This is a genomic window from Streptomyces sp. NPDC031426 (genome assembly GCF_055581585.1).
This window is the reverse complement of record NZ_JBVIJE010000006.1, coordinates 61,149-78,598: the sequence shown is the minus strand read 5'-3', so window position 1 is coordinate 78,598 and position 17,450 is coordinate 61,149. Positions and strand designations below refer to the sequence as shown.

Sequence of the window (17,450 nt, the reverse complement as noted above, 5' to 3'; positions counted from 1 at the left end):
TGGCGGCGCGGTCCGTGTCGGGCACGGACCCCCACCGAGCCTGACAGCCTAGCGCCGTCGCAGATCAGCGACGCGCCCCCGCTCAGGACCCGCGGTCTCCCCGTACCCCGCCCCCGAGCGGAGCGCCATGCCCCTGCGCGGCCCCGGCAGTGGGGCTCGCCGCGCCGGGGCCTGCTCACCCCCCGGAGGGGCTCCGTTAGCCCCGGCCACGGCGATCTGCACCCCCTGGTCGGCGAGCGCCTGCAATTCGGTGGCGGCGCGGTCGTCGTGGATCGGCGGCTCGTCGGTGACCAGGCGCGTGATGAGATCCGTCGGCACGGTCTGGAACATCGTGTCCGTGCCGAGCTTGGTGTGGTCGGCGAGGACCACGACCTCCGCGGCGGCCTGGACGAGCGCCCGGTCGACGGACGCCGAGAGCATGTTGGACGTGGACAGACCGCGCTCGGCGGTGAGCCCGCTCCCCGACAGGAAGGCCTTGGACACCCGCAGCCCCTGCAGGGACTGCTCGGCTCCGGAGCCGACGAGGGCGTAGTTGGAGCCGCGCAGGGTGCCGCCGGTCATCACGACCTCCACCCGGTTGGCGTGGGCCAGCGCCTGGGCCACCAGCAACGAGTTGGTGACGACGGTCAGCCCGGGCACCCTGGCGAGCCGGCGGGCCAGCTCCTGTGTGGTCGTACCGGCCCCGACCACGATGGCCTCGCCCTCTTCGACGAGGCCCGCCGCGAGGTCGGCGATGGCTGTCTTCTCGGCGGTCGCGAGATGGGATTTCTGCGGAAAGCCGGATTCTCGCGTGAACCCGCCCGGCAGTACCGCACCGCCGTGCCGGCGGTCGAGGAGTCCTTCTGCCTCCAGTGCCCGCACGTCCCGCCGTACGGTCACTTCGGAGGTCTGGACGACGCGGGCGAGCTCACGGAGCGACACGGCACCGTTCGCTCGCACCATTTCGAGGATCAATTGGCGACGTTCAGCAGCGAACACGAAACTGACAGTAACCCCAGCGACCGTCTGCTTTCAGCAGTTTGCGCCGAATAAACGAAGTTGTTCGCATGGCAGGGCGGGAAGTGGTATAGGACCTACCCGCCCTGACTATGCCGTACGCAAACGCGGCAACTCCCCGTGACCAGCGGATAGTCGGATCCGGCCGTCAGGCCTCCGCGCCGGCCTTGCGGGTGTGCAGCTGCCGGGCGACCTCCGCGATCGACCCCGAAAGGGAGGGGTACACGGTGAAGGCGTTCGCGATCTGTTCGACTGTCAGATTGTTGTCGACGGCGATCGAGATCGGGTGGATCAGTTCCGAGGCCCGCGGCGCCACGACCACACCGCCGACGACGATCCCCGTGCCCGGACGGCAGAAGATCTTCACGAAGCCGTCGCGGATGCCCTGCATCTTGGCGCGCGGGTTGCGCAGGAGGGGCAGTTTGACGACCCGTGCGTCGATCTTGCCCGCGTCCACGTCCGCCTGCGTGTAGCCGACGGTCGCGATCTCGGGGTCGGTGAAGACGTTCGAGGAGACGGTCTTCAGGTTCAGCGGGGCCACCGCGTCGCCGAGGAAGTGGTACATGGCGATACGTCCCTGCATGGCGGCGACGGACGCGAGGGCGAAGACACCGGTCACGTCACCGGCCGCGTAGACGCCCGGAGCGGTCGTCCTGGACACCTTGTCGGTCCAGATGTGCCCCGAGTCGCGCAGCTTGACGCCGGCCTCCTCCAGGCCGAGCCCCGCGCTGTTCGGGATGGCGCCGACGGCCATCAGACAGTGCGTACCGCTGATGACGCGCCCGTCGGCCAGCGTCACCTCCACCCGGTCCCCGACCCGCTTGGCGGAGGCGGCACGGGAACGGGCCATGACGTTCATGCCACGGCGCCGGAAGACGTCCTCCAGCACGGCGGCGGCGTCCGGGTCCTCACCGGGGAGGACCCGGTCCCGGGAGGAGACGAGCGTGACCTTGGACCCCAGCGCCTGATACGCACCGGCGAACTCGGCACCGGTTACACCGGAGCCGACCACGATCAGCTCTTCCGGCAGCTCGGTGAGGTCGTAGACCTGGGTCCAGTTCAGGATGCGCTCGCCGTCGGGCTGGGCGTCGGGCAGCTCGCGCGGGTGACCGCCGGTGGCGATGAGGACGGCGTCTGCGGTGAGGGTCTCCTCGGTGCCGTCGGCGGCGGTGACGACGACCTTCCGGGACCCGTCGAGGGCCTGCATGCCGTCCAGCCGGCCGCGCCCGCGCATGACCCGGGCGCCGGCGCGGGTGACGGAGGCGGTGATGTCGTGCGACTGCGCGAGCGCGAGCCGCTTCACGCGCCGGTTGACCTTCCCGAGGTCCACCCCGACCACCCGGGCCGCCTGCTCCAGCGGCGGGGTGTCGTCGGCGACGATGATCCCGAGCTCCTCGTACGACGAGTCGAAGGTGGTCATCACCTCGGCCGTAGCGATGAGCGTCTTCGACGGCACGCAGTCGGTCAGCACCGACGCTCCGCCCAGACCGTCGCAGTCGACGACGGTCACCTCCGCACCGAGCTGGGCGGCCACCAGGGCCGCTTCGTATCCGCCGGGTCCGCCACCGATGATCACGATCCGAGTCACGTACTCCATTGTCCCGCACGCTTCAAGGTGCTACTGCCCGGGGGCGCACGGAAGCTCTTCCTGGGACTCGAGTGACTCGCGTTCCCCCTGCCGTACCCTCTCCCCATGTCGCTCTATGCCGCGTACGCCGGCAACCTCGACGCGCGCCTGATGTCGGACCGCGCCCCGCACTCCCCGCTGCGCGCCACGGGCTGGCTGAACGGCTGGCGGCTGACGTTCGGCGGCGAGCAGCTCGGCTGGGAGGGCGCGCTGGCGACGATCGTCGAGGATCCGCTCGCGCAGGTCTTCGTCGGCCTGTATGACATCGCACCCCTGGACGAGGAGTCCCTCGATCGGTGGGAGGGCGTGGGACTCGATCTCTATCGCCGGGTACGCGTGCGTGTGCACACCCTCGACGGCGAGGAGGCCGCGTGGACGTACGTCCTGAACGGTTACGAGGGCGGCCTGCCCTCGGCCCGCTACCTGGGCGAGATCGCCGACGCGGCGGAGTCGGCCGGGGCGCCGCACGACTATGTGATGGAGCTGCGCAAGCGCCCCTGCTGAGCACCGGCGGCTCACAGAAGACGCACAGACCCATTTCGTCACGGCCTCGTCGGAAACAACAAGACAACGAAAGCAATCCCGTGACGTCTGTCATCTACGCGCGTAGGCGAACACCGGCTACCCTCGACCACGTGAACGCATCTCTTCTTCCGGACGACATCCAGGGCGACCCGTACGCCGCCGCCGACGCCGCCGCCGCGCGCCTGCGCGAACTCACCGGCGCCGAGACCCACGACGTCGCCCTCGTGATGGGCTCCGGCTGGGCTCCGGCCGTCGACGCCCTGGGCGCACCCGACGCCGAGTTCCAGGTCACCGAGCTGCCCGGCTTCCCGCCGCCGGCCGTGGAGGGGCACGGCGGCAAGATCCGCTCGTACTCCTTCGGTGACAAGCGCGCGCTGGTCTTCCTGGGCCGCACGCACTACTACGAGGGCCGTGGCGTCGCCGCCGTCGCCCACGGCGTCCGCACGGCCGTGGCCTCCGGCTGCAAGACGATCGTCCTGACCAACGGCTGCGGCGGCCTGCGCGAGGGCATGCGCCCCGGCCAGCCGGTCCTGATCAGCGACCACATCAACCTGACGGCGACGTCCCCGATCGTCGGCGCCAACTTCGTCGACCTGACGGACCTCTACTCGCCCCGCCTGCGCGCCCTGTGCAAGGAGATCGACCCCTCCCTGGAGGAGGGCGTCTACGCGCAGTTCCCCGGCCCGCACTACGAGACCCCGGCCGAGATCCGTATGGCCCGCGTCATCGGCGCGGACCTGGTCGGCATGTCCACCGTCCTGGAGGCCATCGCCGCCCGCGAGGCGGGTGCCGAGGTGCTGGGCATCTCCCTGGTCACCAACCTGGCGGCCGGCATGACCGGCGAGCCCCTCAACCACGAGGAGGTCCTCCAGGCAGGCCGCGACTCGGCCGCCCGGATGGGCGCGCTGCTGGGCCAGGTCCTGGGGAAGCTGTAAGACAGACGACATGCCGTCGGCCTCTCACGGGGGTACGGCGGCATTGGCGGCAACGCCGGGGCCACCGGGGACTCGCGGGGCTACGGCGGCTACGGCGGCGCCACCGGGGCTCGCGGGCTGCGGCGGAAGTGGTGGGGCGACCGGGGACTCGCGGGGCTACGGCGGCAACGGCGGAGCCATCGCGGACTCATGGAGACTGCGAGTGCACGGCCGAACGGTGGCTCGGGGACTCTCGGCGCTGCGAGCGCACCAACGGGCGTCGGGCCTGGGTCTCGCGAGTCGCTGAGCACACCGCCGAGTGGCGGGCTCAGCGACTCACGGGACTACGAGCACCCGGCCAGGCGGCGGGCCCGGTGGGGCGGTGCCGCTCGTTGACTTTCCAGCCGACCGAGTGGGGTGGGCGGGTGGGAAACGGGGGTCTGGGGGCGGAGCCCCCAGCGAAGACTAGGAGAGGTTGATCCCAAGGTGCACGACGAACTGATGGCCAAGGCCCACGCATGGCTCGCCGAGGACCCCGACCAGGAGACCCGCGCCGAACTCGCCAAGCTGATCGAGGCCGGTGACATCGACGAACTGTCGGCCCGTTTCAGCGGCACCCTCCAGTTCGGCACCGCAGGTCTCCGCGGTGAACTCGGCGCCGGCCCGATGCGCATGAACCGCAGCGTCGTGATCAGGGCGGCGGCCGGCCTCGCCGCGTACCTGAAGAAGAACGGCCACCCCGGTGGACTCGTCGTCATCGGCTACGACGCCCGCCACAAGTCCGCCGACTTCGCCCGTGACACCGCCGCCGTGATGACCGGCGCCGGCCTGCGCGCCGCCGTACTCCCCCGCCCGCTGCCCACCCCGGTCCTGGCGTACGCCATACGGCACCTCGGCGCGGTCGCGGGCGTGGAGGTCACCGCCAGCCACAACCCGCCCCGGGACAACGGCTACAAGGTCTACCTCGGCGACGGCTCCCAGATCGTGCCGCCCGCCGACGCGGAAATCGCCGCGGAGATCGACGCGATCGCCTCCCTGAACGACGTACCGCGCCCGGACGCCGGCTGGGAGACCCTGGACGACGCGGTCCTGGACGCCTATCTGACCCGTACGGACGCCGTCCTCGCCGAGGGCTCCCCCCGCATCGCCCGCACGGTCTACACGGCGATGCACGGCGTCGGCAAGGACGTCCTCCTCGCCGCCTTCGCCCGGGCCGGCTTCCCGGAGCCGGTGCTGGTCGCCGAGCAGGCCGACCCCGACCCGGACTTCCCCACGGTCGCCTTCCCCAACCCGGAGGAGCCGGGCGCGATGGACCTGGCGTTCGCGCAGGCCCGTACGGCCGACCCGGACCTGGTCATCGCCAACGACCCCGACGCCGACCGCTGCGCGGTGGCCGTCAAGGAGGGCGAGGACTGGCGGATGCTGCGCGGCGACGAGGTCGGCGCCCTGCTCGGCGCCCACCTGGTCCGCCGGGGCGCGAGCGGCGTGTTCGCCGAGTCGATCGTCTCCTCCTCCCTCCTCGGCCGGATCGCCGAGAAGGCCGGCCTCCCCTACGAGGAGACCCTGACCGGCTTCAAGTGGATCGCCCGCGTGGACGGCCTGCGTTACGGCTACGAGGAGGCCCTCGGCTACTGCGTGGACCCCGAGGGCGTGCGCGACAAGGACGGCATCACGGCCGCGCTGCTGATCACCGAGCTGGCCTCGCAGCTCAAGGAGGAGGGCCGTACCCTCCTCGACCTCCTCGACGACCTCGCCGTGGAGCACGGTCTGCACGCCACCGACCAGCTGTCGGTCCGCGTGCAGGACCTCTCGCTGATCGCCGACGCGATGCGCCGCCTGCGCGAGCAGCCGCCGACCGAGCTGGCGGGCCTGGCCGTCACCGACGCCGAGGATCTGACCCGGGGCAGCGCCAAGCTCCCCCCCACGGACGGCCTGCGCTACACGCTCGACGGCGCCCGCGTGATCGTCCGCCCGAGCGGGACCGAGCCGAAGCTGAAGTGCTACCTGGAGGTCGTCGTACCGGTCGCGGACCACGCGGCCCTGCCGGCCGCCCGCGCCCGCGCGACGGACCTCCTCACCGCGATCAAGCGGGACCTGTCGGCGGCCGCCGGCATCTGACCCGTACGACACCGATGGGGGTGCCCCGGCCCAGGGCACCCCCATTTCGTCATCCCCGGACCAGCGACCTTCGCCAACTGCCGGGAATGCAGCCGCTGTTCGCTCCTCGCCTCGCGGTCGCGCCCTCGGGGCCGACGACACCGAGGCAGCGCCCCTTAACACGACTCGCCTCCGCCGCCCGTAGCGACACGCTGCGGCACACCGCGACACGCCGCGACACGACGGAAGTGAGCAAGCGTCAGGAGGTGCCTCAGAAGGCCTAATAGTCGGTCAATCTGCTTTTAATAACGTGCACTTGACAGGCAGTCGGCAACCTCCGGCGAGCGGCGCAAGGCGACAGAAATACCCCGATCGGCCCCCCGTTCCTGTTGTCTTATATGACCGGTATGACCGGTGTGGGTACTTTTACTCCTGAGCCGGCTGACGGGCCGGTATCTCTGAAACCGGAGACAGGAGAAGCGATATGAAGCTCCCCCGTTCCACCGTCGTCACCGCTGGTATCGCGGCCGCGTCTGCCCTGGCCGCGACCGGTATCACCTACGCCTCGGCGGCCTCCGCCCCTCAGTCGACCCCGGCTCCCCAGTCCATCCCGGCCGCTCCCGACACGGCTCCGTTCGGCGGCGAAGCCGGACAGGGCAAGGGCAACGAAGGCGGAAACAGAGGCAGGGGCCGCGAGGACTGGGGTCCCGAGGACTGGGGCCGGATCGAGATCAACGAGCGCTCCTACTCCGCCCACCCCGGCGACTGCATCACCGTGATCAGCGGCCTGGGCGCGAGGACCCTGAACATCCGCAACGACAGCCGTAAGACCGTCGAGGTCTTCCGCGGGGTGGTCTGCGACAACGGCGCTCCCGTCGCCACTGTCGGGCCCCGCAGCTCCGCGGACGGTGTGCGCGTCGGGCACATCCACGGCATCAACATCAAGGACGGCGTGGTGGCCAGCTTCCGCGTGGTCCGGCACTTCGACGAGGACTGGGACTAGTCCGCGGCGAAGTGCGCAGGTGGTGCTCCGGCCCGCCGGAATCGGGCCGGAGCACCCGCTCTGACCATTGTCGGACGGGCGACACGCCGGGCGCATCCCGCCAGGACCGGACACCGGGCGCCGTACGCCGGGTCTCCGGGCGGCCGTCCTCTCATCCACGGCCGCACCGCCCGGTGCTGCCCGCCCGAGCGCCCTCCGTCGGCGCCGGTCCCGACGCGAGGGCCGTCGGCTTCCTTCCCATCGTTTCCCACCGCCGAACGGGTGAGGAAGCGGCGTAAGACGCACTGCGGGGTGAGTGAGATGAGTGTGGGCCTGGTGGAGGACATCAGCGACGACACCTATGTCCTGGACCTCGTCTCCATCACGCTGACCCCCGCGCTGCCGTGGCTCGGGCACCAGGTCCGCTGCGAGCTGGCCGGCCACCTCAAGGAGACCGTCGACCTGACCCGGGTCAGCTGCAATGTGATCATGAAGTTCGGTCCGGTGAAGATGCTGGACCGCTGGTACCGGCTGCCCGACCTGCTGGCTCACATGGGCGCGGGACTGCCGGGTGACCCCAGGCCTCCCGCCGGGCCGTGGAAGCAGGCGTGGATCCTGCGGCTTCCCGAGACCGTGCCGGTGGCCGAGCACCGGATCCGCCTGCGCGCGCGGACGGGGACCGGGAAGAACTTCTTCGCGCTGGACATCCCCATGGACTTCAGCCGCAGGTTTCATCCCTCCAGGAGGAACGGCGGCGGGGGCTCACGCATGTTTCACAGCCAACGCTGCGGCTCGGTGACTTCCGGCTGACGCCCGCCCGCCGTGGACCTCACCCCGTGGCCAGCAGGATCAGCAGCAGCACCGCACCGGCCAGCGCGGGCGCGATCACCTCGTACGCCCAGCGCACGGTGACCTCCCCCTGCGCCGGCTCCGCCTCGCCGCGCCGCTCCAGCAGGTCCCGCAGTTCGTCCATGACCTGGTCGGTCTCCGCACGGGTCGGCCCGGACACGCCGCCGGCGCCACCGCCGCCGAAGCCGCCGAAGCCGCCCATGCCGCCGAAGCCGGGGTTGCGGCGCGCCGGCCCCCCGCCGCGCGCCGCGTCCGCCGCCGCCCGTGACTTGCGCACCTCCGCCTTCTTGCGGGCCCGCAGCGACACCGGAATCGACCACAGCTGGAACTTGGCGCCGGACTTCGCGACGACCTCGTTGGAGAAGCCGGAGCGCAGCGAGGCGACCTCGCCCCAGGGCAGGCCGACCACCCGGAACGGGTTGCGCACCCGCAGCCGGTCCTCGCCCGCGAAGACCGCCGGGCGGAGCGTGAAGGCGATCACCAGCGGCACGATCAGGATCATCCCGGCGAGCGCCAGCCACGGCGCACGGCCATGGCCCCGGAACAGCGCGTCGAAGCCGAGCCAGCCGATGACGACGAGCAGCAGTACGCCGCCCACGAGCGCCATGGGCGAGCGGTAGACCCGGTCCTTGGCGGTGGAGACCGGAGGCTGTGACGCGGATGACTGGTGGTCGGGCGTGGTCATGGGGCCAGTCTGCATGACACTGGCTGCGGTGCCCCCACGCGCCCCGGAACCGGCGCTCAGCTGTGATCTCCGCAGGGGAGACGAGCGGGAGGGCTGTACAGCCGCTACGCGCGTAGATATGCTCGTCTGGTGACCATGCCCACTACCGCACCCACAGCTCACGCTCTCTCGGACGTCACCGCGTCCGACAGCACGCTGCGCCGCTTCCTGCACGGGCTGCCCGGCGTCGACGCGGTCGGCCTGGAGGCGCGCGCCGCGTCTCTCGGCACCCGTTCCATCAAGACCACCGCGAAGGCGTACGCCATCGACCTCGCCATCTCGATGGTCGACCTGACGACGCTGGAAGGCGCGGACACCCCGGGCAAGGTCCGGGCGCTCGGCGCCAAGGCGGTCCACCCCGACCCCACGGACCGTACGACCCCGACCACGGCCGCGGTCTGCGTCTACCCCGACATGGTGGCCGTCGCCAAGGAGGCCGTCGCCGGTTCCGGCGTCAAGGTCGCCTCGGTCGCCACCGCCTTCCCGGCCGGCCGTGCCGCCCTCGACGTGAAGCTGGCCGACGTGCGGGACGCCGTCGCCGCCGGCGCCGACGAGATCGACATGGTCATCGACCGGGGCGCGTTCCTCGCCGGCAAGTACCTGAAGGTGTACGACGAGATCGTCGCCGTGAAGCAGGCCTGCGGCGACAGCGCCCGGCTGAAGGTCATCTTCGAGACCGGCGAGCTGTCGACGTACGACAACATCCGCCGCGCCTCCTGGCTCGGCATGCTCGCCGGCGCCGACTTCATCAAGACCTCGACCGGCAAGGTGGCGGTGAACGCGACCCCCGCCAACACCCTCCTCATGCTGGAGGCCGTACGGGACTTCCGCGCCCAGACCGGCGTCCAGGTCGGTGTGAAGCCGGCCGGCGGCATCCGCACCAGCAAGGACGCGATCAAGTTCCTGGTCCTGGTCAACGAGACCGCGGGCGAGGACTGGCTGGACAACCACTGGTTCCGCTTCGGCGCCTCCTCGCTGCTGAACGACCTGCTGATGCAGCGCCAGAAGCTGGCCACCGGCCGCTACTCCGGCCCCGACTACGTGACGGTGGACTGATCGATCATGGTTTTCGAGTACGCACCGGCGCCCGAGTCCCGCTCGGTCGTCGACATCGCCCCCTCCTACGGCCTGTTCATCGACGGCGAGTTCACCGAGGCGGCCGACGGCAAGGTCTTCAAGACGGTCAGCCCCAGCACCGAAGAGGTGCTCTCGGAGGTCGCTCAGGCCGGTGCCGAGGACGTCGACCGGGCCGTCAAGGCCGCCCGCAAGGCCTTCGAGAAGTGGTCGGCGCTGCCCGGCTCCGAGCGCGCCAAGTACCTGTTCCGCATCGCCCGGATCATCCAGGAGCGCAGCCGTGAGCTGGCCGTCCTGGAGACGCTGGACAACGGCAAGCCGATCAAGGAGACCCGCGACGCGGACCTCCCCCTGGTCGCCGCGCACTTCTTCTACTACGCCGGCTGGGCCGACAAGCTCGACCACGCCGGCTTCGGTGCGAACCCGCAGCCGCTGGGCATCGCCGGCCAGGTCATCCCCTGGAACTTCCCGCTGCTGATGCTGGCGTGGAAGATCGCCCCGGCGCTGGCGACCGGCAACACGGTCGTCCTGAAGCCGGCGGAGACCACTCCGCTGTCGGCGCTGTTCTTCGCGGACATCTGCCGCCAGGCCGGCCTGCCCAAGGGCGTCGTCAACATCCTCCCGGGCTACGGCGACGCGGGCGCCGCGCTGGTCGCGCACCCGGACGTGAACAAGGTCGCCTTCACCGGCTCCACGGCCGTCGGCAAGGAGATCGCCCGCACGGTCGCGGGCACGCGGAAGAAGCTCACCCTCGAACTGGGCGGCAAGGGCGCCAACATCGTCTTCGACGACGCCCCGATCGACCAGGCCGTCGAGGGCATCGTCACCGGCATCTTCTTCAACCAGGGCCAGGTCTGCTGCGCGGGCTCCCGCCTCCTCGTCCAGGAGTCGATCCAGGACGAGCTGCTGGACTCCCTCAAGCGCCGCCTGTCCACCCTGCGCCTCGGCGACCCGCTGGACAAGAACACCGACATCGGCGCGATCAACTCCGCCGAGCAGCTGGCCCGGATCACCGCGCTGGCCGAGCAGGGCGAGGCGGAGGGCGCCGAGCGCTGGTCCCCGGCCTGCGAACTGCCGACCTCCGGCTACTGGTTCGCCCCGACGCTCTTCACGAACGTCACCCAGGCGCACACCATCGCCCGCGACGAGATCTTCGGCCCGGTGCTGTCGGTCCTCACCTTCCGCACCCCCGACGAGGCGGTCGCCAAGGCGAACAACACGCAGTACGGCCTGTCGGCGGGCATCTGGACCGAGAAGGGCTCGCGCATCCTGGCGGTCGCGAACAAGCTCCGCGCGGGCGTCGTCTGGTCCAACACGTTCAACAAGTTCGACCCGACCTCGCCGTTCGGCGGTTACAAGGAGTCGGGCTTCGGCCGCGAGGGCGGCCGCCACGGCCTGGAGGCATACCTCGATGTCTGATCGCCTGTCTGTCTTCAAGACCTACAAGCTGTACGTCGGCGGGAAGTTCCCGCGTTCCGAGAGCGGCCGGGTGTACGAGGTGACGGACTCGAAGGGCAACTGGCTGGCCAACGCACCGCAGTCGAGCCGTAAGGACGCCCGGGACGCGGTGGTCGCCGCGCGCAAGGCGTTCGGCGGCTGGTCCGGCGCGACGGCGTACAACCGCGGCCAGATCCTCTACCGCGTCGCGGAGATGCTGGAGGGCCGCCGCGAGCAGTTCGTGCGCGAGGTGGCCGACGCGGAGGGCCTGTCCAAGTCCAAGGCGGCGGGTGTCGTCGACGCGACCATCGACCGCTGGGTCTGGTACGCGGGCTGGACCGACAAGATCGCCCAGGTGATCGGCGGCGCGAACCCCGTCGCCGGGCCGTTCTTCAACCTCTCCTCGCCGGAGCCGACCGGCGTGGTGGCCGTACTGGCCCCGCAGGAGTCGTCGTTCCTGGGCCTGGTCTCGGTGCTCGCGCCCGTGATCGCCACCGGCAACACGGCGGTCGTGGTCGCCAGCGAGAAGGCTCCGCTGCCCGCCCTCTCCCTGGGCGAGGTCCTGGCCACCTCCGACGTCCCCGGCGGTGTCGTCAACGTCCTGTCCGGCCGTACGGCGGAGATCGCGGCCCCGCTGGCCGCGCACCAGGACGTCAACGCGATCGACCTCGCCGGCGCGGATGAGGTACTGGCCAAGGAGCTGGAGATCGCCGCGGCCGACAATCTGAAGCGGGTTCTTCGTCCACAGGCTGTGGATTACTTCGAGACGCCGGGCATCGAGCGGATGACGGCGTTCCTGGAGACGAAGACGGTGTGGCATCCGACGGGGTCGTTGGGCGCGTCGGGGTCTTCCTACTGACGGGGTTTCGGGCGGGGAACTGCTGTCGTCCGCCGGGTGCGGGTTCGTACGTGGCCGGTCGCGCAGTTCCCCGCGCCCTGAAGAGGCGCTTCAGTGGCCCAGGACTCCGAGGGCCTGGCCCACTACCGGTACCGCCCCGAGTGACCGGGCCTCGGCCACCGGTGCCGTCACCGTTTGTGTGGTGGCCGGCTTGAAGTCGGCCAGTTGGGCGCCGACCCCGTTGTTCAGGGGGTCCGCGCCCGTGCCCGCCAGGGGGTTGGGCTTGAGGCCGGCCAGCGGGCCCGTGACATGGCCCACCGTGCCGGTGAGCGCCGTGAGGCCCGCATTCGGGTCGGTGTGACCGAGCGAGGCCGACCGCCACGGCACCTCGACGACCGGGCCGGCGGGGTTCGCGTGGGCCGTCGCCGCGCCCGCGCCCAGGGCCGCTCCGGCGGTTGCCAGGGCGATCAAGGCGCGCTGCGCGAAGGGGTGCTGAGGGGAGGTCTGTCGGGCCATCGCTGGTGCCGCCTTTTGGTGCGAAGGGTAATGGTGTCGGCACGTAGGGTAGTTGAGGCGGGAGTCACGCTCAAAAGCCGACCCGCGGGGTCGGCAGGCGCGCCGCCATACGTCAAACTGGTGTTCCGTGAGCATTCATCCCCCGTCCTCCGCCCGCGTCGTGCTGCTCTGCGGCCCCTCGGGCTCGGGCAAGTCACTCGTCGCCGCCCGTTCCGGGCTCCCCGTCCTGCGTCTGGACGACTTCTACAAGGAGGGTGACGACCCGACTCTGCCCTTGGTGGAGGGGAGTTCGGACATCGACTGGGACCATCCGGAGTCCTGGGACGCGGATGTCGCCCTTGAGGCCATCACCCGGCTGTGTGCCGCCGGTTCGACGCCGGTGCCGGTGTACGACATCTCGTTGAGCGCCCGTACCGGCGAGGAGACGCTGCACATCGGCCGTACCCCGCTGTTCATCGCGGAGGGCATCTTCGCGGCGGAGATCGTCGAGCGGTGCCGGGAACTGGGCGTGCTCGCGGACGCCCTGTGTCTGACGCGCGGCCCGGTCGTCACCTTCCGTCGGCGGTTCCTGCGGGATCTGCAGGAGGGCCGCAAGTCGGTGCCGTTCCTGCTGCGCCGCGGCTGGCGGCTGATGCGTGCCGAGCGGTCGATCGTCGCCCGTCAGGTGTCCCTGGGGGCGCATCCCTGTGATCGCGACGAGGCGCTGGGTCGGCTCGCGGCAGCGGGACGGCATGTCAACGCGAAGAGCACCGCAACCATTGATTGAGCAGCCACGACGGCGAACCACCACGTCCGCGAGAGCGGCGCCGGTTCAGGCGTAGAAACGGGCAGCGGGACTGGACAGGCCCCCCGACCCTCCAGTCCCGCTTCTGTGCTCCCCCGTTTCCCCCGTGATCCTCCCCCGGTGGTCCCCCGTGTCCCCCTCCGTTTTCCCCCGTGTCCCCCCGCGGGTCACCCCCGAGTGACCCCTGACCTTCAGGCGACCAGTTCGCCGAAGGCGCTCTCCTCGTCACGGCCGAAGCTGAGGACCTCGTCCTCGCGCAGCCGGCGCAGCGAGCGCCAGATGCTGGACTTCACCGTGCCGACACTGATGTCGAGGATCTCCGCGATCTCCGGGTCCGTGCGGCCCTCGTAGTAGCGCAGGACCAGCATGGTGCGCTGGACCTCGGGCAGCCGGGCCAGCGCCTGCCACAGGACCGCGCGCAGTTCGGTGCCGCGCATCGCGTCCGTGTCGGAGGGCGTCTCCGGCAGTTCCTCGGTCGGGTACTCGTTGAGCTTGCGGCGCCGCCAGGCGCTGATGTGCAGGTTGGTCATGGTGCGGCGGAGGTATCCGCCGACCGCGGCCTTGTCGCTGATCCGTTCCCACGCCTTGTACGTCGAGAACAGCGCGCTCTGCAGCAGGTCCTCGGCCTCGAAGCGGTCGCCGGTCAGGTGGTAGGCGGTGGCGTACAGGGAGGCGCGGCGCTCCTGGACGTAGGCGGTGAACTCCGCCTCCGTCAGGGAACGGCGCTGCTCCCCCGAGTCCTCCCCGTACGCGGATCCCCCGTGCGTGTCCCCCGTGTGTGCGTCGACCACCGTCATGTAGGCGGTGTGCTGACGCCCGGTGCCGCGAGCGCACCCCCGCCCGCTCACGGCACCGGACTTCTCGGAACCCCGGTGCACGTCGTGCAGACGCGTGACTACGGCGCTGGTGCTGATGCTGTGCAGCGTGTTCATCTCGCGCTCCCCGTGGTGGACTTCCGGTGGTTCGGTCTCGCCGGGCCGGCCGGTCCGTCCCGCCCTGCCCGTGTCCAAAAGACTGCCGGGGCCACTTCATCGCCGTGTCCGCCGACTGTCACAGACCTGTCACAGGGCCCGGATCCGGTGTCGTCACAGCAAGTGCACAGGTGGTGGCGCTGGGGAAGGCCTGGTGTCGGCGGGTCGTACGACAGCCCGTCCATGGGCCAGAATGAGCCCGTGCCTTCCCTGTTGCTGATCGAGGACGACGACGCCATCCGTACGGCCCTGGAGCTCTCCCTGACGCGCCAGGGACACCGGGTGGCGACCGCTGCCAGCGGTGAGGACGGTCTGAAGCTGCTGCGCGAGCAGCGGCCGGACCTCATCGTGCTGGACGTGATGCTGCCCGGCATCGACGGCTTCGAGGTGTGCCGTCGCATCCGGCGCACCGACCAGCTGCCGATCATCCTGCTGACCGCGCGCAGTGACGACATCGACGTGGTGGTCGGACTGGAGTCCGGCGCCGACGACTATGTGGTCAAGCCGGTGCAGGGCCGGGTGCTGGACGCCCGGATCCGGGCGGTGCTGCGCCGCGGGGAGCGCGAGTCCAGCGACTCGGCGACCTTCGGCAGCCTCGTCATCGACCGGTCGGCGATGACCGTGACGAAGAACGGCGAGGATCTGCAGCTGACCCCGACCGAGCTCAGGCTGCTGCTGGAGCTGAGCCGGCGGCCCGGTCAGGCGCTGTCCCGGCAGCAGCTGCTGCGGCTGGTGTGGGAGCACGACTATCTCGGTGACTCGCGGCTCGTGGACGCCTGTGTGCAGCGGCTGCGCGCGAAGGTCGAGGACGTGCCGTCGTCCCCGACGCTGATCCGTACCGTGCGTGGTGTCGGCTACCGCCTGGACGCGCCTCAGTGACCGACACGCAAGGAGGGCTGCGCGGCTGGTCCGCGCGGCGCACGGGAAGTCTGTCGCGGCTCAGGTTCACCAGCCTCAGGCTGCGCCTGGTCGTCGTCTTCGCGCTGGTGGCGCTCACGGCCGCGGTCTCGGCGTCCGGCATCGCCTACTGGCTGAACCGGGAAGCGGTGCTCACCCGCGCCCAGGACGCGGTGCTGCGCGACTTCCGGCAGGAGATGCAGAACCGCGCGGGCGCGCTGCCGGCCCATCCCACACAGGACGAACTGCAGCGCGCGGCGGGCCAGATGGCCGCGAGCAGCCAGCACTTCAGCGTGCTGCTGGTCGCCCAGGACGCCGCCGGCAAGACGGTGTACGGCAACTCGGGCGGCATCAACGGCTTCTCGCTGGAGGACGTGCCCAAGTCGCTGCGCGCGGCGGTGAACAAGCAGCAGAAGGTGACCGACGACAACAAGGAGCCGTACCACCTGTACTGGCAGCGGGTCGTGAACCACGGCACGCCGTATCTGGTGGCCGGTTCGCGGGTGATCGGCGGCGGGCCCACGGGCTACATGGCCAAGTCGCTGGAGCCGGAGGCGAAGGACCTCAACTCGCTGGCCTGGTCGCTGGGCATCGCCACCGGGCTCGCGCTCATCGGCGCCGCGCTGCTCGCGCAGGCCGCCGCCACGACCGTGCTCAAGCCGGTGCACCGGCTGGGGGTCGCCGCCCGGCGGCTCGGCGAGGGCAGGCTGGACACACGGCTGCGGGTGTCGGGGACCGACGAACTCGCCGATCTGTCCCGGACGTTCAACAACGCCGCCGAGGCGCTGGAGAAACGGGTCGAGGAGATGGCCGCGCGGGACGAGGCCTCGCGTCGCTTCGTCGCCGACATGAGCCATGAGCTGCGGACGCCGCTGACCGCCATCACCGCCGTGACGGAGGTGCTGGAGGAGGAGCTGGAGTCGGAGGCCGGCGGCATCGACCCGATGATCGAGCCCGCGGTCCGGCTGGTGGTGAGCGAGACCCGGCGCCTGAACGACCTGGTCGAGAACCTGATGGAGGTCACCCGCTTCGACGCGGGCACCGCCCGGCTGGTCCTGGACGACGTCGACATCGCCGACCAGATCACCGCCTGCATCGACGCCCGGGCCTGGCTGGACGCGGTCGAGCTGGACGCCGAGCGCGGCATCCACGCCCGCCTCGACCCGCGCCGGCTGGACGTCATCCTCGCCAACCTGATCGGCAACGCGCTCAAGCACGGCGGGTCTCCGGTGCGGGTGTCGGTGCGCATAGACGGCGACGACCTGGTCATCGCGGTGCGTGACCACGGGCCGGGCATCCCCGAGGACGTGCTCCCGCACGTCTTCGACCGGTTCTTCAAGGCCAGCGCCTCCCGGCCGCGCTCCGAGGGCAGCGGGCTGGGCCTGTCCATCGCCATGGAGAACGCCCACATCCACGGTGGTGCGATCAGCGCCGCCAACTCGCCCGAGGGCGGCGCGGTGTTCACCCTGCGGCTGCCGCGGGACGCCTCCCGGCTCACGGAGGAGACCGACGAGGGCGACAAGACCGACAAGGACGCTTCCGGGAACTCCGGAAGCCCGGGAAGTTCAGGAAAGGAGGGGTGATGTCCGTACGACGCCTGACCGTGCGACGCCTGCTGGCGCTGCCCCTCCTCGGCCTGCTGCTCTCCGGCTGCGGCATCCGGGCAACCCAGGTGCCGACCGACTTCGGGGCGGCGCCCTCCCGGGTGCCGTGCTCACTGGCCGGCCCGGACCTGGCCAAGCAGTCCTCGCAGGGCCTGCCCGTGCAGGTCTTCCTGCTGTGCGGGGCGTCCCTGGTGACCGTCGACCGGACGGTGCGCGTCCCCGTGGGCACCCCGGACGCGCGGCGCCGCGTGATCGTGGCGCAGGGGCTCCTGGACCAGCTCGCCGCGTCCCCGTCCGCCGCGGAGCGCTCCGCGGGCTATACGACGTACGTGCCGGGCGGCCTCACGGTGCGCGGGCCCGGCCACGGGGACCCCGAGGACGCACTCCGCCTGAGCACGGCACCGTCCCGGCTCACCTCCTACGCCCTCGCCCAGATCGTGTGCACCCTCTCCGACTCGGCGGCGACGGAGGACGACGGCTCGGTCATCCTCGGCGGCCCGGACACCGGGCCACTGCGCCGCTACGACTGCACGGACGACGTCCGCGACCGGCCGGGCAGCGCGGAGCCGCCGTCGAGCGAGGTCGCGGGAAGGTAGCGCCCCGCAGCGAACCGGA

Annotated in this window: 17 protein-coding genes; 12 read left to right on the top strand and 5 right to left on the bottom strand. The window is 71.1% G+C overall.

The features are described from left to right. Positions 1-48 precede the first annotated feature (48 nt). Together ACZ5NH_RS13555 and ACZ5NH_RS13550 are read right to left on the bottom strand one after the other, a co-directional pair. The gene (locus ACZ5NH_RS13555; protein WP_388620054.1) at positions 49-978 is read right to left on the bottom strand and encodes a DeoR/GlpR family DNA-binding transcription regulator; all 930 of its coding nucleotides are present in this window, start codon (positions 976-978) and stop codon (positions 49-51) included. Between the two features lie 166 nt (positions 979-1,144). After that, entirely contained in the window at positions 1,145-2,593 is a 1,449-nt protein-coding gene (locus tag ACZ5NH_RS13550; RefSeq protein WP_388620051.1) for an NAD(P)H-quinone dehydrogenase, read from the bottom strand. Between the two features lie 96 nt (positions 2,594-2,689). Between ACZ5NH_RS13550 and ACZ5NH_RS13545 the strand changes: the two genes are divergently transcribed. From ACZ5NH_RS13545 to ACZ5NH_RS13525, 5 genes are all read left to right on the top strand, one after another. Then, positions 2,690-3,127 (top strand): gamma-glutamylcyclotransferase family protein, encoded by a 438-nt coding sequence (locus ACZ5NH_RS13545; protein WP_468774993.1) that lies wholly within the window; start codon positions 2,690-2,692, stop codon positions 3,125-3,127. 131 nt (positions 3,128-3,258) lie between these two features. Continuing rightward, the gene (locus tag ACZ5NH_RS13540; protein ID WP_468774991.1) at positions 3,259-4,083 is read left to right on the top strand and encodes a purine-nucleoside phosphorylase; all 825 of its coding nucleotides are present in this window, start codon (positions 3,259-3,261) and stop codon (positions 4,081-4,083) included. A 465-nt stretch (positions 4,084-4,548) separates the two neighbouring features. Then, positions 4,549-6,180 carry a phospho-sugar mutase gene (locus tag ACZ5NH_RS13535; RefSeq protein ID WP_468774989.1) on the top strand — a complete coding sequence of 544 codons (1,632 nt, stop codon included), beginning with the start codon at positions 4,549-4,551 and terminating at the stop codon, positions 6,178-6,180. 463 nt (positions 6,181-6,643) lie between these two features. Further along, positions 6,644-7,162 (top strand): hypothetical protein, encoded by a 519-nt coding sequence (locus tag ACZ5NH_RS13530; protein WP_468774987.1) that lies wholly within the window; start codon positions 6,644-6,646, stop codon positions 7,160-7,162. Positions 7,163-7,462: 300 nt separating this feature from the next. Continuing rightward, positions 7,463-7,951, top strand: coding sequence for a hypothetical protein (locus tag ACZ5NH_RS13525; protein ID WP_468775462.1), 489 nt, complete (start codon positions 7,463-7,465; stop codon positions 7,949-7,951). Positions 7,952-7,970: 19 nt separating this feature from the next. On the opposite strand, the gene ACZ5NH_RS13520 is transcribed toward ACZ5NH_RS13525, so the two are convergent. Next, a complete protein-coding gene (locus ACZ5NH_RS13520) occupies positions 7,971-8,675 on the bottom strand; it encodes a PH domain-containing protein (protein WP_468774986.1) in 705 nt (234 codons plus the stop codon). A 135-nt stretch (positions 8,676-8,810) separates the two neighbouring features. On the opposite strand from ACZ5NH_RS13520, the gene deoC reads away from it, so the two are divergent. From deoC to ACZ5NH_RS13505, 3 genes are read left to right on the top strand one after another with little or no spacing between them, the layout of a single operon-like run. Then, the gene (gene deoC / locus ACZ5NH_RS13515) at positions 8,811-9,770 is read left to right on the top strand and encodes a deoxyribose-phosphate aldolase (RefSeq protein WP_388621033.1); all 960 of its coding nucleotides are present in this window, start codon (positions 8,811-8,813) and stop codon (positions 9,768-9,770) included. Positions 9,771-9,776: 6 nt separating this feature from the next. Continuing rightward, positions 9,777-11,207, top strand: a complete 1,431-nt coding sequence (locus ACZ5NH_RS13510) for an aldehyde dehydrogenase family protein (protein WP_468774984.1) — start codon at positions 9,777-9,779, stop codon at positions 11,205-11,207. Then, the gene (locus ACZ5NH_RS13505) at positions 11,200-12,084 is read left to right on the top strand and encodes an aldehyde dehydrogenase family protein (protein WP_468774982.1); all 885 of its coding nucleotides are present in this window, start codon (positions 11,200-11,202) and stop codon (positions 12,082-12,084) included. Before ACZ5NH_RS13510 ends, ACZ5NH_RS13505 begins: the two co-directional genes overlap by 8 nt. A 90-nt stretch (positions 12,085-12,174) precedes the next feature. On the opposite strand, the gene ACZ5NH_RS13500 is transcribed toward ACZ5NH_RS13505, so the two are convergent. Beyond that, a complete protein-coding gene (locus ACZ5NH_RS13500; RefSeq protein WP_468774980.1) occupies positions 12,175-12,579 on the bottom strand; it encodes a hypothetical protein in 405 nt (134 codons plus the stop codon). 127 nt (positions 12,580-12,706) lie between these two features. Between ACZ5NH_RS13500 and ACZ5NH_RS13495 the strand changes: the two genes are divergently transcribed. Further along, positions 12,707-13,345, top strand: a complete 639-nt coding sequence (locus tag ACZ5NH_RS13495; RefSeq protein WP_451551641.1) for a uridine kinase family protein — start codon at positions 12,707-12,709, stop codon at positions 13,343-13,345. Between the two features lie 209 nt (positions 13,346-13,554). Here the strand turns inward: ACZ5NH_RS13495 and ACZ5NH_RS13490 are convergent, their stop codons facing one another. Further along, positions 13,555-14,295 (bottom strand): SigE family RNA polymerase sigma factor, encoded by a 741-nt coding sequence (locus ACZ5NH_RS13490; RefSeq protein ID WP_388620030.1) that lies wholly within the window; start codon positions 14,293-14,295, stop codon positions 13,555-13,557. Between the two features lie 240 nt (positions 14,296-14,535). Between ACZ5NH_RS13490 and afsQ1 the strand changes: the two genes are divergently transcribed. The 3 genes from afsQ1 to ACZ5NH_RS13475 are packed head-to-tail and all read left to right on the top strand — an operon-like array spanning position 14,536 to position 17,431. Further along, positions 14,536-15,213, top strand: coding sequence for a two-component system response regulator AfsQ1 (gene afsQ1 / locus ACZ5NH_RS13485; RefSeq protein ID WP_031024517.1), 678 nt, complete (start codon positions 14,536-14,538; stop codon positions 15,211-15,213). Next, on the top strand, positions 15,210-16,814 hold the full coding sequence (locus ACZ5NH_RS13480; RefSeq protein ID WP_388620027.1) for an ATP-binding protein: 1,605 nt from the start codon (positions 15,210-15,212) through the stop codon (positions 16,812-16,814). The genes afsQ1 and ACZ5NH_RS13480 overlap by 4 nt, the downstream gene beginning before the upstream one ends. Continuing rightward, complete coding sequence (locus tag ACZ5NH_RS13475; protein ID WP_388620025.1) at positions 16,814-17,431, top strand: hypothetical protein; 618 nt, start codon at positions 16,814-16,816, stop codon at positions 17,429-17,431. The genes ACZ5NH_RS13480 and ACZ5NH_RS13475 overlap by 1 nt, the downstream gene beginning before the upstream one ends. Positions 17,432-17,450: the final 19 nt, after the last annotated feature.

Excerpts from the sequence above, each read along its gene's own strand:
- ACZ5NH_RS13500 (WP_468774980.1), bottom strand. The coding sequence starts at position 12,579 with ATGGCCCGACAGACCTCCCCTCAGCACCCCTTCGCGCAGCGCGCCTTG.
- ACZ5NH_RS13545 (WP_468774993.1), top strand. The coding sequence starts at position 2,690 with ATGTCGCTCTATGCCGCGTACGCCGGCAACCTCGACGCGCGCCTGATG.
- ACZ5NH_RS13510 (WP_468774984.1), top strand. The coding sequence starts at position 9,777 with ATGGTTTTCGAGTACGCACCGGCGCCCGAGTCCCGCTCGGTCGTCGAC.
- ACZ5NH_RS13530 (WP_468774987.1), top strand. The coding sequence starts at position 6,644 with ATGAAGCTCCCCCGTTCCACCGTCGTCACCGCTGGTATCGCGGCCGCG.
- ACZ5NH_RS13525 (WP_468775462.1), top strand. The coding sequence starts at position 7,463 with ATGAGTGTGGGCCTGGTGGAGGACATCAGCGACGACACCTATGTCCTG.
- ACZ5NH_RS13490 (WP_388620030.1), bottom strand. The coding sequence starts at position 14,295 with ATGAACACGCTGCACAGCATCAGCACCAGCGCCGTAGTCACGCGTCTG.
- ACZ5NH_RS13505 (WP_468774982.1), top strand. The coding sequence starts at position 11,200 with ATGTCTGATCGCCTGTCTGTCTTCAAGACCTACAAGCTGTACGTCGGC.
- ACZ5NH_RS13475 (WP_388620025.1), top strand. The coding sequence starts at position 16,814 with ATGTCCGTACGACGCCTGACCGTGCGACGCCTGCTGGCGCTGCCCCTC.
- ACZ5NH_RS13520 (WP_468774986.1), bottom strand. The coding sequence starts at position 8,675 with ATGACCACGCCCGACCACCAGTCATCCGCGTCACAGCCTCCGGTCTCC.
- deoC (WP_388621033.1), top strand. The coding sequence starts at position 8,811 with ATGCCCACTACCGCACCCACAGCTCACGCTCTCTCGGACGTCACCGCG.
- ACZ5NH_RS13550 (WP_388620051.1), bottom strand. The coding sequence starts at position 2,593 with ATGGAGTACGTGACTCGGATCGTGATCATCGGTGGCGGACCCGGCGGA.